Source organism: Actinosynnema sp. NPDC023794 (genome assembly GCF_040639675.1).
Taxonomy (GTDB): domain Bacteria; phylum Actinomycetota; class Actinomycetes; order Mycobacteriales; family Pseudonocardiaceae; genus Actinosynnema; species Actinosynnema luteola.
In genome coordinates, this window is record NZ_JBFAFR010000001.1 from 417,567 (window position 1) to 431,043 (window position 13,477).

Annotated in this window: 13 protein-coding genes; 9 read left to right on the forward strand and 4 right to left on the reverse strand. The window is 71.5% G+C overall.

All coding sequences use genetic code 11. From position 1 onward, the window contains the following. Positions 1-11 precede the first annotated feature (11 nt). Complete coding sequence (locus tag AB0H12_RS01825; protein ID WP_499620070.1) at positions 12-2,735, reverse strand: AbfB domain-containing protein; 2,724 nt, start codon at positions 2,733-2,735, stop codon at positions 12-14. 231 nt (positions 2,736-2,966) lie between these two features. Between AB0H12_RS01825 and AB0H12_RS01830 the strand changes: the two genes are divergently transcribed. Beyond that, positions 2,967-3,974 carry a LacI family DNA-binding transcriptional regulator gene (locus AB0H12_RS01830; RefSeq protein WP_499620071.1) on the forward strand — a complete coding sequence of 336 codons (1,008 nt, stop codon included), beginning with the start codon at positions 2,967-2,969 and terminating at the stop codon, positions 3,972-3,974. Next, a complete protein-coding gene (gene galK, locus AB0H12_RS01835; RefSeq protein WP_499620073.1) occupies positions 3,971-5,071 on the forward strand; it encodes a galactokinase in 1,101 nt (366 codons plus the stop codon). The genes AB0H12_RS01830 and galK overlap by 4 nt, the downstream gene beginning before the upstream one ends. 5 nt (positions 5,072-5,076) lie before the next feature. Here the strand turns inward: galK and AB0H12_RS01840 are convergent, their stop codons facing one another. After that, a complete protein-coding gene (locus tag AB0H12_RS01840) occupies positions 5,077-5,451 on the reverse strand; it encodes a helix-turn-helix domain-containing protein (RefSeq protein WP_499620074.1) in 375 nt (124 codons plus the stop codon). 461 nt (positions 5,452-5,912) lie between these two features. Here AB0H12_RS01840 and AB0H12_RS01845 point away from each other — a divergent pair, with 461 nt between their 5' ends. Then, positions 5,913-7,424, forward strand: a complete 1,512-nt coding sequence (locus AB0H12_RS01845) for an alkaline phosphatase D family protein (protein ID WP_499620076.1) — start codon at positions 5,913-5,915, stop codon at positions 7,422-7,424. Further along, positions 7,421-8,632, forward strand: coding sequence for a hypothetical protein (locus tag AB0H12_RS01850; RefSeq protein ID WP_499620078.1), 1,212 nt, complete (start codon positions 7,421-7,423; stop codon positions 8,630-8,632). The genes AB0H12_RS01845 and AB0H12_RS01850 overlap by 4 nt, the downstream gene beginning before the upstream one ends. 140 nt (positions 8,633-8,772) lie before the next feature. On the opposite strand, the gene AB0H12_RS01855 is transcribed toward AB0H12_RS01850, so the two are convergent. Further along, a complete protein-coding gene (locus AB0H12_RS01855) occupies positions 8,773-9,162 on the reverse strand; it encodes an MmcQ/YjbR family DNA-binding protein (protein WP_499620080.1) in 390 nt (129 codons plus the stop codon). A gap of 93 nt (positions 9,163-9,255) precedes the next feature. Here AB0H12_RS01855 and AB0H12_RS01860 point away from each other — a divergent pair, with 93 nt between their 5' ends. The 4 genes from AB0H12_RS01860 (at position 9,256) to AB0H12_RS01875 (ending at position 11,851) form a co-directional block, all read left to right on the forward strand. Continuing rightward, the gene (locus tag AB0H12_RS01860) at positions 9,256-10,329 is read left to right on the forward strand and encodes an epoxide hydrolase family protein (protein WP_499620082.1); all 1,074 of its coding nucleotides are present in this window, start codon (positions 9,256-9,258) and stop codon (positions 10,327-10,329) included. Positions 10,330-10,407: 78 nt separating this feature from the next. Further along, entirely contained in the window at positions 10,408-10,722 is a 315-nt protein-coding gene (locus tag AB0H12_RS01865) for a PadR family transcriptional regulator (protein ID WP_499620083.1), read from the forward strand. Next, positions 10,719-11,237: a hypothetical protein gene (locus AB0H12_RS01870; protein WP_499620085.1), complete on the forward strand. Its 519-nt coding sequence runs from the start codon at positions 10,719-10,721 to the stop codon at positions 11,235-11,237. The genes AB0H12_RS01865 and AB0H12_RS01870 overlap by 4 nt, the downstream gene beginning before the upstream one ends. Beyond that, on the forward strand, positions 11,234-11,851 hold the full coding sequence (locus tag AB0H12_RS01875) for a nucleotidyl cyclase domain-containing protein (protein ID WP_499620087.1): 618 nt from the start codon (positions 11,234-11,236) through the stop codon (positions 11,849-11,851). The genes AB0H12_RS01870 and AB0H12_RS01875 overlap by 4 nt, the downstream gene beginning before the upstream one ends. Positions 11,852-11,867: 16 nt before the next feature. On the opposite strand, the gene AB0H12_RS01880 is transcribed toward AB0H12_RS01875, so the two are convergent. Then, a complete protein-coding gene (locus AB0H12_RS01880; protein WP_499620089.1) occupies positions 11,868-12,461 on the reverse strand; it encodes a LysE/ArgO family amino acid transporter in 594 nt (197 codons plus the stop codon). Between the two features lie 69 nt (positions 12,462-12,530). Between AB0H12_RS01880 and AB0H12_RS01885 the strand changes: the two genes are divergently transcribed. Next, on the forward strand, positions 12,531-13,391 hold the full coding sequence (locus AB0H12_RS01885; protein WP_499620787.1) for a LysR family transcriptional regulator ArgP: 861 nt from the start codon (positions 12,531-12,533) through the stop codon (positions 13,389-13,391). Positions 13,392-13,477: the final 86 nt, after the last annotated feature.

Below are 13,477 nucleotides of genomic sequence, written 5' to 3' on the forward strand. Positions count from 1 at the left end.
TCCACAAAGGACTACGGAGTCCAGGGCGCGGTCACGGCCCAGCTCACGTCCGCGTCGTACGACGTCGGGTTGTCGTACGCGTGAGCGCCACCGTTCACCGCCACCCACACCTCCTCCGCGTAGTGCCGCACGCTCGCGCCCAACTCGTTCACCGACGCCAACCGCACGCCACCGACACCGGGCTGGGCGCAGAACGTCGCGTCCCGCCGGAACAGGTCGCTCCCGTCCGACGCGCCCAACCTCACCCGGAACGCCGCGTGCCGCAGGTACTGCCCCGGGTAGTTGCGCGACTCGAACGAGTAGCACGACGGCTCCGCCAGACCACGCCGCACGACGAAGGTCGCGTCACCCTTCAGCAACGCCGAACTGCCCGCGTTCACCACGTCGGTCCGCGCCAAGCCGTCCTGGTGCCGCAGGTACCGGTCCGTGAAGCCGGCCGTCGTCACCCGGAACGACCGCGCCTGGTCCAGCGGGAGGTCCGCACCGCTGCGCCAGAGCGGCACGACCGCCGCCCACGTCGTGTCCGCCGCGAAGCTCGTCGCGCTGTCCCACGGGTTCGTCCCGCCGGACCGCGCCAGGTACACGCCCTCCTGGTAGTGCCGGATGAACTGGCCGGGCAGGTTGCGCGACTCCAGCACCGTGCCGCCCGCCCCGGCCCGCGCGCAGAACGTGGCGTCGCCGGCGAACGCCGCCGACCCGTCGTTGACGTCCGACCGCACGCGCGACGCGGAGTGCCGCAGGTACCGCCCCGGGAAGTTGCGCGACTCGAACGACAGGCACGCCGCGTCCGACAACCCGGGCCTGGCCCAGAACGTGGCGTCCAGCCGACCCGTGTCGTCGGAGATCACGTCGGTGCGCGCCAGGGCGTCCCGGTGCCTCAGGTGCCGGTCGGTGTAGCCGGGCGTGGTCACCCGCAACGAGATCACCTCGCCGCGCCCGACCTCGGTGCCCTCGGCCAGCGCCAGCACCCGCCGGTTGACGTCGCGCACCCGCGACTCGGACACCTTCAGCACCTGGCGGTCGTAGGTGTAGAAGCCGTTGACCTCGTTCTCCACGTCATACGGCTCGGTGTACACCGAAGCCGACAGCCCGCGCGTGTGCACGAACCGGCCGACCTCCTTGGTGATCTCCACGTACCGCCCGGTCAACGACGCCTCGTCCGGGAACAGCTCGCCGTACGCGAACCCGGCGCCCGGCTGCCACTCGTGGCCGACGACCCGCCGGCCCAGCCCGCCGAACTCACCCAGCACCGCGACCCGGTTGGCGTCGGGCAGGCGCGTCGCGCTCGACATCTGATACGCGTGGTCGTCGATGATGTCGCCGTTGCCCGGATCGGGGTCGGAGACGCAGCAGTTCGAACCCGAGTTGTGGTTGATCAGCCGGGTGTTGTCGATCGACCGGACCAGGTCCACGATCCGGCCCGCGTCGTACTCGCCCCAGCCCTCGTTGAACGGCACCCACTGCACGATCGACGTGATGCCCTTGAGCTGGTCGACGATCCGCCGCAGCTCGGACTCGAAGTGGGTGCGCCCGTTGGGCACCTCGTCCACCGCGTCCAGCGACGGCATGTCCTGCCACACCATCAGCCCGAGCCGGTCGGCGTGGTAGAACCACCGGGCCGGCTCGACCTTGATGTGCTTGCGCACCATGTTGAAGCCGAGCGCCTTCTGGCGCTCCAGGTCGAACCGCAGGGCGGCGTCGGTGGGCGCGGTGTAGATGCCGTCGGGCCAGTAGCCCTGGTCGAGGGTGCCGAGCTGGAACACGAACTTGCCGTTGAGCAGCGGTCGCATCACGCCGCCGACCACCGCCTTGCCCAGCGACCTCATGCCGAAGTACCCGGTGACGACGTCGCTGCCCAAGGTGACCCGCAGGTCGTAGAGGAACGGGTCGTCCGGCGACCACAACCTCGCGTTCGGCACGGGCACGCGCAGGTGACCGCCCACCGTGCCGCTCGCCGTGCCGACGACCTGCCCGCCGGACAGGACCTCGGCGCGCACCGGCTGGCCGGCCGTGCCCTGCACGACCAGGTCGAGCACGCCCGCCGGCACGTCCGGCGTGGTGTCCAGGCGCGTGATGTGGTTGGCCGCGACCGGCTCCAGCCACACCGTCTGCCAGATGCCGGACGCCGCCGTGTAGAAGATGCCGCTGGGGTCGCGGCGCTGCTTGCCGATCGGGTACTGGCTGCCGTCGACCGTGGACCGCACGCCGACGATCACCTCGTTCGCGCCCGCACGCAGCGCGGAGGTGATGTCGAACGAGAACGCGTCGAACCCGCCGGTGTGGACGCCGACGCTGACGCCGTTGACCCAGACGCGGGTCTCCCAGGTGACCGCGCCGAAGTTCAGCTTCACGCGGCGGCCGTTCCACCCGGCCGGTGTGGTGAACGCGCGGCGGTAGAACATGTGGTCCTCGTGCCGCTTGATGCCCGACAGCGCGGACTCGATCGGGTAGGGCACCAGGACGCCCTCGGCGAGCGTGCGGCCGAACGGCGGCGAGGACAGGTTCGGCGCGCCGGCGAACTCCCACACGCCGTTGAGGTTGAGCCAGTCCGACCGGACCAGCTGCGGGCGCGGGTACTCGGGCAACGCGTTGGTCGGCGACACCTGACCCGTCCACGGGGTGGTGAGCGGCGCCGGTTTGGGCTGCCAGACCGCCGCGTTGGCGGCGCCGGGCAGCGCGACGAGGAGGGTGCTGAGGACCAGCAGTCCGGTCAGGCCGGACGACAGCTTGCGCATGGGTGGCTCCACGATCGGCAGGGTGCTGGTGACGTGGGTGCTCGTGAGCTCGGTGCTGGTAGTGCTGTCGGTGCTCGTGACCCGGGTGCGGCAGCGGTCGTGACCTGGGTCACGTGCAGTTCCTACCTCGTTGATACAACGTTGTAAAGCGGCCGGCCGGCCGGCTACGATCCCGGTCGTTCCCGAGAATCCCTGCCGAAGGCCCCGACCCGAGAGCACCGGAGGCACCGCTTGGCCACGCTCAAGGACGTCGCCGCGCTGGCCGGCGTGTCGGTGAAGACGGTGTCGAACGTCGTCAACGGCCACGCGTTCGTGAAACCGGAGAACCGCCGCCGGGTCGAGGAGGCGCTCACCGCCACCGGCTACCGGCCCAACATCGGCGCGCGCAACCTGCGCCGCGGCCGGACCGGGTTCCTGGCCCTCGTGCTGCCGGAACTGGTCGTGCCGTACTTCGCGGAGCTGGCCGGGCTGGTGCTCGGCGCGGCGCAGGAGCAGGAGCAGGAGTGGAACGTGCTGATCGAGCAGACCCTGGGCACCCGCGAGGGTGAACGGGACGTGCTGGCCTCGCTCGGCCCGCACATGATCGACGGCGCGATCGTGAGCCCGGAGGCGCTGGAGGCGCGCGACTTCGGCGAGCTGGCGCCCGGCATACCGGTGGTGATGCTCGGCGAGCACTCGGTGGACCTGCCGATCGACCACGTCGGCATCGACAACGTGGAAGCGGCACGGGTCGCCGTGGCGCACCTGGTCAGCCTCGGCCGCACCCGGATCGCGGCGATCGGCGCGCACCCCCACCGCGGCACGGCGGCGCAGCGCCTGGAGGGCTACCGCAAGGCCCTCGGCGAGGCCGGTCTGCCGGTGCGCGACGAGTTGGTCGCGACCGCGTTGAACTACCACCGCCGCGACGGCGCGGAGGCGATGGCGCGCCTGCTCGCCGCCGACGAGCCGCCGGACGCGGTGTTCTGCTTCAACGACCTGCTCGCGGTGGGCGCGGTGCGCTCCGCGGCCGAACGCGGCGTGCGGGTGCCCGCCGACATCGCGGTGGTCGGGTTCGACAACACCGAGGAAGGCACGTACAGCATGCCGACGCTGACCACGGTCGCGCCGGACAAGGCCGCGATCGCACGGGCGGCGGTCGACCTGCTGCGACGGCGCGTCGACGACCCTGGACGGCCGCCGGAGCACGTGCGGACGCCGTTCTCGTTGGAGGTCCGGGAGAGCACGAGGGGTGGAGCATGACGCGGGACGGGGTCTTCGAAGCGCCGGGTCGGATCAACCTGATCGGCGAGCACACCGACTACAACGGCGGTTTCGTGCTGCCGATCGCGTTGCCGCACGTCGTGCGGGTCACGGCGGCCCGAAGGGACGACGGCGTGCTGCGGCTGTCGTCGCGGCAGGCTTCGGGCGTGACCGAGATCCGCGTGGTCGACCTCGCGCCCGGCGCGGTGACCGGGTGGGCGGCCTACGTGGCGGGCGTGGTGTGGGCGTTGCGCGAGGAGGGTCACCCGATCGGCGGGTTCGGCCTGCTCGTGGACGGCCAGGTGCCGTTGGGGGCGGGGTTGTCGTCGTCGGCGGCGTTGGAGAGCGCGACCGCGTTGGCGGTGACCGAGCTGTCCGGTGTGCCGCTGGACCGGCGGTCGTTGGCGCGGATCGCGCAGCGGGCGGAGAACGAGTTCGTCGGCATGCCGTGCGGGATCATGGACCAGTCGGCGTCCCTGCTGGCGCGGGAGCGGCACGCGTTGCTGCTCGACACGCGCTCGATGGAGACCGAGCACATCCCGTTCGACCTCGCGCCTGCCGGACTCACGCTGCTGGTGGTGGACACGAAGGCGCCGCACCGGTTGGTGGACGGCGAGTACGCGGCGCGGCGGCGCGACTGCCACCGTGCGGCGGAGTTGCTCGGGGTGCCCGCGCTGCGGGACCTGGACGGTGCGGAGCAGGACCTGCCGGAGCGGCTCGGCCGGCGGGTGCGGCACGTGGTGACGGAGAACGAGCGGGTGGCGCGGGTGGCGGACCTGCTGCGCACCGGGCGGATCCGCGAGATCGGGCCGCTGTTGACCGAGTCGCACGTGTCGTTGCGCGACGACTACGAGGTGACGGTGCCGGAGCTGGACGTCGCGGTGGAGGCGTTGGTGGCGGCGGGTGCGCTGGGCGCGCGGATGACCGGTGGCGGGTTCGGCGGTTGTGTGATCGCGCTGGTGGAGGAGACGGCGGTGCGGGCGTGCACGACGGCGGTTCTGGAGGCGTTCGCCGGGTGCGGGTTCACGACGCCGGAGTGCTGGACCGCGGTGGCGGCGGCAGGCGCGCGTCGAGCCGACCACGTGACGGTGGTGTGAGCGGGTCAGTGGCGTGAGCGGGTCGACTGGTGGCCCGGGTCGGTGTCGGCAAAGATCGGGTTCGCGTGGTGGAGCGCCCTGCTGCCGTCGACGGCCGCGCGCAGGAAGCTGTCGCGCTCGGTCGACCCGAGCCGCAGTCCGAGCGCGTCGGCCAGGTCTCGCACCGTCGCCACCGTCAGGCCCGGGGCGGCGCCGGCCTCCAACCGCTGGACGGTGCGCACGCCCACCCCGGCTCGTTCGGCCAACGTCTCCTGCGTCAGGGCCTTCCGCTTCCGCGCCTGTCGGAGCAGCGCGCCGAACTCCGCGGCGGCATCCCCGTCGGTCCGGGCGAGAGGTCGGTCGCGCCCTGGCAGGCGGTCGTGGCCAGCGGTCGTGGCCACCGGTTCGGCCTACCGGCCCCTCGTCGTCCGATGAGGTCACTTGCCTGTTGGCTCCGCTACCCGGCCGGTCGCCCGACTGCCCGGACCAAGCCGGAGGACAGGCCGTGAACCGGCCAACCATGGCGGGTTGGCCGATTCTTTTCGAGCCCCACCGGTTCTCCCCGGCTGCCCGCCCGCCTCTCCGGCATCGCCATCCACCCGGCGGCGCCCCCGGCGGGCAGGTCCATGGGAATTCTCGATCAGCCGGGATCGGAGGCATTCGACAGGTTCTTCGGTAACCAATACAGCTGCTAGTTGGACAGCCATTCACCTGCACTGTCGTCCTTCGCCCCCCTCGCGCCGCCCACGACAACACTTCGGCCGCTCCACCGGGCGTACACGTCGGGGATGGCCACTGATCACCTTCGACGTGTACGCAGTACCGGAACGCGTTCTTCCCGGCCCTGCACCGAAGGAGAGCTGTGTCCCCACTGACCCGACGAACGCTCATCGCCGGCGGCATCGCGAGCGCCGGCGTGACGGTCCTCGCCCCCACCGCGGCGAACGCCATCTCCTACCCGTTCACGTTGGGCGTCGCCTCCGGTGAGCCCGTCGCGGACGGCTTCGTCATCTGGACGCGCCTCGCGCCCAGCCCGCTCAACGCCGACGGCCTCGGGGGCATGGGCAGCGCCTCGGTCCCGGTCGAGTGGCAGGTCGCGACGGACCAGCGGTTCACCCAGATCGCGCGCAGCGGCACGGCGACCGCGACGCAGTCGTGGGCGCACAGCGTGCACGTCGAGGTGTCCGGCCTGCAGCCCGGCCGCGAGTACTTCTACCGGTTCCGCGCCGCCGGGCACATCTCACCGGTCGGGCGCGGCGTCACCGCGCCCGCGGTCGGCACGAGCCCGTCGCTGACCATGCTGTTCGCCTCCTGCTCGCACTACGAGGAAGGCTACTTCACCGCCTACCGGCGGATGGCCGAGGAGAACCCGCACCTCATCCTGCACCTGGGCGACTACATCTACGAGGGCGCGGCCACGACCACGAAGGTGCGCAAGTTCGCGCCCGCCGTCGAGATCGCCGGCCTGGCCGACTACCGGGTCCGGCACGCGCAGTACAAGACGGACGTCGACCTCCAGGCCGCGCACGCCGCCGCGCCGTGGCTCGTCGTGTGGGACGACCACGAGGTCGAGAACAACTACGCGGACCTGGTGCGCGCCAACACCTCCCCCGCCGGCGACTTCAAGGTGCGACGCGCGGCGGCGTACAAGGCGTACTACGAGCACATGCCGCTGCGGGCGGCGCAGGCCCCGGTCGCGGAGAACATGCAGCTGTACCGCCGGGTCCGCTGGGGCAGCCTGGCCACGTTCCACATGCTCGACACCCGCCAGCACCGCGACGACCAGGCGTGCGGCGACGGCACGAAGGTGTGCGCGGAGGCCGACGACCCGGCACGCACGCTGCTCGGCGGCACGCAGGAGACGTGGCTGCTCGACGGCATGCGGCAGAAGCTCGGCACCTGGGACCTCCTCGGCCAGCAGGTGTTCTTCGCGCAGAAGCTGGCCTCGGCCGACGGCGCGAAGTCGATGGACTCGTGGGACGGCTACAGCGCCAACCGCGGTCGGCTGCAACGCGGCTGGGACGCGGCGGGGCTGCGCAACACCGTCGTGCTGACCGGTGACGTGCACCGGTCGTGGGCCGCCAACCTGATGAACGACTACGCCGCACAGGACCGGATCGTCGGCACGGAGCTGGTGACCACGTCGATCACGTCCGGCGGCGACGGCAACGCCACCGACGCGGGCCTGTCCAGCCTCAACCCGCACGTGAAGTTCTACAAGAACCTGCGCGGCTACGTCCGCACCGTCACCACACCGTCCCAGATGAACGTCGACTTCCGCTTCCTGGACCGGGTCACCGTTCGCGACTACCCGGTCCGGACCTTGCAGAGCTACGTCGTCCAGGCAGGCAACCCGGGATTGCAGGCGCCATGACCAAGCTGATCAAAGCACTCGCGGCGCCGGTGATCGCGGCGCTCGTGCTCGCAGGCTCCGCCGGAACCGCGTCCGCGGCGGTCTCGTGGATCGCGGCGAACAGCACCGCCACCGGCGACCAGGACAACGCCGCAGTGGCCGCCGTGCGCAACGGCTGGACCGCCGTGGTGTGGGAGGACGACCGCGACGACGCCACGCCCACCGATCCCGTGCACAGCGACGTGTGGATCCGCCTGTTCAAGGACGGCGTGTCCCGGTACGAGAAGAAGCTGTCCACCAGCGGCACGGGCAACTGGCGGCACGTCCAGCCGGACGTCGCGGTGCACGACAACGGCACCGCGGTCGTCGTGTGGGCCGACGACGGCGAGGGCAACGGCTACTACAACATCCAGGTGCGGGTGCTGAACACGAGCGGCACGGTGACCGGATCGGCGCGGGCCAACGCCAACACCGACGGCCAGCAGCTGAACCCCGCCGTGGCCGCCGATCCCGACGGCACCGGTTTCGCGGTGGCGTGGGAGGACAAGCAGAGCACCACCAACCCCACGGTGCGCGTCGCCGGGTTCGCGTCCGTGACGTCGAAGACCTACGAGGCGCAGGTGCACACGGCGGGCGGCACGCACCAGCGGCCGGACGTGGCCATGGGCGCGGCGGGCAACGCCGTCGTGGTGTGGGACGAGGACGGCGACGGCAACGGCTTCTTCAACATCGGCCGGAAGATCCTGACGCCGTCGGGCGGGGTGAAGGTCGGGCAGGGGGCCGTGAACGTCAGCGGCGACGGCCAGCAACGACGGGCCGTCGTGGCGGCGAACTTCAACGGTGACCACACGGTGGCTTGGGAGACCGACCACACCGGCACGGCGCAGGTGGGTGTTCGCTCGTTCGCCGCCGGCGGTGCCGCGCGCACGGCTGCGGACACGGTGCTGGCGGGTGTGGACCCGCAGATCGGCATCGACGACCAGTTGAACGTCGTGGTGTCGTCGGTCGAGGCGCAGGACGTGGTGACGCAAGGGCTCAACCCGGACGGCACGGTCGCGGGCCGGCTGCCGCGTCAGGTGACGGTGTCGACGGCGACGGGCAGGCAGGACGAGCCCGCGGTCGGGGTGGACGCTTGGGGTCAGATCACGGTGGTGTACACGGATGACAACGACGGGAACGGGTTCGATCAGGTCTATCTGGGGACTGGGCTGGTGAACAGCACCTGGTGAGGGTGGCGTCAGCAGCCGGAGATCGAGGGCTCGTCCTCGTCGGACGGGCAGATCAGCGGGATGACGGCCTGGTGGGTGGTTCTGCGCCGGGTCCGTTGTCGGTCCGGGTCTCGTGTCATGCCACCGACGTCCCTACGGGCTCAGTGGTCGGCCTCGTATTGCTGCGCGAGGCGTTTCGGGGCGCGGGTCAGCCAGGCTTCGGTCAGCAGTTCGGCCAGTTCGTCGGGGTCGATCTCGGCCAGCCGGACCAGGATCGCGGAGTAGCCGTCGAAGTGCGGGGTGGTGAAGTAGACGGTTGGGTCGTCGGCGAGCAGGGCTTCCTTCGCGCCCAGGTCCGGCACGCTCGCGGCCAGCACCGGGCCGTCCGGTGCGGTCGGGCCGAGGGCGGCCAGGTCGCTCTTGCGCAGAGGTCGGTCCCAGGCGAAGGCCTTGTCCTTCACCCGCCACGCCGGTCGTTGGTCGTACGACGGGCGTTCGGTTACCTCGGGCAGCGCCACGGCGATGCGCCGCACGTCGTCCCAGGTGGCCATGGGCTCACGATAGACCGGCACTGGTCGTTGGCGTTACCAACGAAGTGAGGTACCGTTGGTCTCACCAACATTGGTGAGACCAACGGAGTAATGATGATCAAGCCTTTTGCCCTCGACGTGCCACAGGCCGAGTTGGACGACCTGGCCGACCGGTTGGGGCGGACGCGGTGGCCCGAGGAGTTGCCGGACGCCGGGTTCGACTACGGGTTCCCCGTGGCGGAGGTTCGCGCGTTGGCGGATCGCTGGGCGAACGGGTACGACTGGCGGCGGCACGAGGCGGAGTTGAACGCGTTGCCGCAGTTCACGACCGAGGTCGACGGTCAGCGGGTGCACTTCGTGCACGTCCGGTCGACCAAGGCGGACGCGTTGCCGTTGGTGCTGGTCCACGGCTGGCCGGGGTCGGTGCTGGAGTTCCTGGACGTCATCGAGCCGCTGTCGCGCGACTTCCACCTGGTCATCCCGTCGATCCCCGGGTTCGGGTTGTCCGGGCCGACGACGTCGCGCGGGTGGGACGTCGACCGGGTGGCGCGGGCGTTCACGGAGGTGATGAGCCGGCTCGGGTACCGGCGGTATGGCACGCAGGGTGGCGACTGGGGTTCCGGGATCGCGAAGGCGATGGCCGCCGCCGCGCCCGGGAACGTGGTGGCGGTGCACGTGAACTACCTGCCCACGCCGCCGATCGAGGGGGTCGAGCTGTCCGGGGAGGACAGCCGGCGACTGGAGCGGATCAAGGGGATGATGCGCAGTCGGCCCGGGTACCAGGTGCTGCACGCGACTCGACCGCAGACGGTGTCCTACGCGTTGACGGACTCGCCGGTCGGGCAGTTGGCGTGGATCGCGGAGAAGTTCACCGAGTGGGTCGATCCGGGCTCGAAGATCGACGTCGACCGGGTGCTGACCAACGTGATGCTGTACTGGCTCACCGGGACGGCGGGGTCGTCGGCGCGGTTGGCGAAGGAGACGGGGATCGTGTCCAACGCCTGCCCCGCGCCGTTGGGGGTGGCCGTGTTCGCGCACGACATCGTGTTGTCGGTGCGGCCGTTGGCGGAGCTGACGTACCGGATCGAGCACTGGAGCGAGTTCGACCGGGGTGGGCACTTCGCGGCGATGGAGGTGCCCGAGCTGCTCGTCGGGGACATCAGGGAGTTCTTCGCCGGCCGGGCGTGAACCCCCGAACGGGGGACTTGCCCGACCCCACCCCCTAGGTAGAGTTAGACCATGGTCGGTTCACGGCGAGGGCCCAGGATGACGCTGCCCGCACAGCTCGTGCTGGGCGTCCTGATGGAAGATCCCGCGACGGCGCGGTACGGGCTGGAGATCTGCCAGGTCGCGGGGTTGCCGAGCGGCACGGTCCACCCCATCCTGGCCCGCCTGGAGCAGTGCGGGTGGGTCAGCAGCCGGTGGGAGGACGTCGACCCGAGGGAACGCGGGCGTCCCCGGCGCCGGTACTACCTGCTGGACCCGGACAGCATCGCCCAGGTCCAGGCGGCCCTGGCGCGGGCCAGGACCCCGGTCTCCCGGCTCGGCCTGCTGCGACCGCACGCGGCAGGTGGGACGTGACCAGGCGGCGGCGACGGCTCGCGCACATCAGCGCGCTCGCGCGTGAGCTGGAGACCGCGTTGGACGGCAAGCTCGACCGCATCCTCGACCGCAAGCTGGCGCACGACCTGGCGTTGGAGCTGCGCCGGGCGATCGAGCGGGGCCGGGTGTTCGACGACGCGCGGCTGTTCGAGGTGTACGAACGGGTGCGGGCGCTGGAGTCGGCGGTGGAGGTCAACTTCCGGGCCACCGTCAGCTTCGGCCCGCTGTTGGACAGCGCGCGGTCGATCCGGGTCGGGCTCGAGGAGATCGAGCGGACCGCGGTCGAATCCGCTTCGGCCGGCAAGGTGGTCGCGGTGGCGATCGCGGTGCTGCCGGCGCACCACCAGGCCCGGTACGGCGAGGAGTTCCGCGCCGAGCTCGCCGACCTGCCGCGCCACCAGAGGATCCCGCACGCGATCGGGCTCGTCAGCCGGTCGTTGCTGTTGCGGCGCGCGCTGCTCGACGCGCGGGCGACGAAGTCGGCACGACCATGAGCATCGCGCCGGACGTGGTGACGTGGGCGCTGCGGCGGCTGCGGCCAGTCCGGCACGCGCCCGGCCCCGAGCACCGGTCCATCCTGGTGGTGGACATCGCGGGCTTCGGGCGGTGGCACGATCCCGCGCAGATCGAGGCGCGGCACGCGCTCACCCACGCCGTGCGCACCGGGTTCCGCGCCGCCGGGGTCAGGTGGTCCGACCTGGCCGTGCAGGACCGCGGTGACGGCATGATGGTCCTGATCCCGGCGGCGGTGTCCAAGTTGGACCTCCTCGACCCGGTCATCCCGCGGTTGGTGGGAACGCTGCGGCAGCACAACCAGGGCGTCGCGCCGGGGCTGCGCGTCCGGGTCCGGGTCGGCCTGCACGCGGGCGAGGTGCACCGCGACCCGCACGGCTGGGTCGGGACCGATCTCAACAAGACGTGCCGGTTGGTCGACAGCGCGCCGGTGCGAGAACGGCTCGTGGACCACGCGGTGCTCGTGGTGTCGGAGGTGATCCACCAGGGCGTGGTGCGCCACGGCTACCGCCGGGTCGACCCGGCGTCGTACAGCCCGGTCGAGGTCGCGGTGAAGGAGGTCCACGAGCGGGCCTGGGTCACGACTCGGCTCTGAGCCTGCCGGTTCCGTGCTAGAGGACGAGGGAGACGCCGGTGGCGGTGACCACCACGGCGACCGCGGCGTCCAGGAGGCGCCAGGCCGACGGTCGGGTGAAGGCGCCGGACAGCCAGCGCGCACCGAACCCGAGCGCGCTGAACCACAGCACGCTGCCCGTGATGGCGCCGGCCGCGAACCACCACCGGTCGTCGCCGAACCCGGTGGACGCCGTGCCCAGCAGCAGCACGGTGTCCAGGTACACGTGCGGGTTGAGCCAGGTCAGCGCCAGGCAGGTGACGATCACGGCCGCGCCGGCCTTCGCCGCGCCGTCGAGCTCCAACGCGGACGGCCGCAGCACCCGCCGTGCCGCCAGCACCCCGTAGCCGATCAGGAACGCCGCGCCGACCCACCGCACCACCGCCAACGCCGCCGGCCACGACGTGAACACCGCGCCGACACCGCCGACGCCGAGCGCGATGAGCAGCGCGTCCGAGCCCGCGCAGATGGCCACGATCGCGGGCACCTGCCGGCGCAGAACGCCCTGGCGCAGCACCAAGGCGTTCTGGGCGCCGATCACGACGATGAGGGACAGTCCGGTGCCGAGCCCGGCGAGCAGCGCGTAGGTCACGACAGCGACGGTAGGAAGCGGACGCGGTTAAGGCCAGCTACCTTTTCTTATGTATCATCAGCGATTGTGATGCTCGATCCGGAGTGCGTGAGGACGCTGTTGGCGGTGGTGGACGAGGGGACGTTCGATGCCGCCGCCAAGGTGTTGCACGTCACGCCGTCAGCGGTGAGTCAGCGGATCAAGCTGTTGGAGCAGCGCACCGGCCGGGTGCTGCTGGTGCGTTCCAAGCCCGCACGGCTCACCGACTCCGGGGCCGTGATCGCCCGGTACGGGCGGCAGCAGGCGTTGCTGGACCGCGACGCGCGCGAGGCGCTCGGCCTGGTCGAGGACCCGACGCCGATCCCGGTCGCGGTCAACGCCGACTCGCTCGGCACCTGGTTCCGCCGCGTGGTCAGGGAACTGGCCGCCGACGAGGGCCTGGTGCTGACGGTGCGGCGCGACGACCAGGACCACACCGCCGAACTGCTGCGCCAGGGCCTCGTCGTGGGCGCCGTCACGTCGTCGCCCCAGCCGGTGCAGGGTTGCGCCGTCCGTCCACTCGGGAGCATCCGCTACCACGCGGTGGCCACCAAGCGGTTCACCCGGCGCTGGCTCGCCGACGGGCAGCCGCTGCACGACGCGCCGGTGATCGTGTTCGACGAGAAGGACGACCTGCAGGACCGGTTCTGCCGCGAGCTCTCCGGCCACAACGCCTCCGCGCGCCGCCACCACCTGCCCGACGGCCACGTGTTCGAGGACGCCGTGGTCGCGGGCGCGGGGTGGGCGCTGCTGACCGAGCACCAGATCGCCGCGCACCGCAGGCTCGTGCACCTGGCCCCCGACAAGCCCGTGGACGTGCTGCTGCACTGGCAGCAGTGGAAGCTCGACTCGCCGCCACTGGCCCGCGTCGCCGACGCGGTGTTCCGCGCGGCGGCGGCAGAGCTGCACTGACGGCGGGCGGCTGCCGCTTCGGGGTGCTCCCCGAGCGTGAGCCGGCCGGATACACCCATCAGTGATGTACGTGTGAGCGGTTCGCC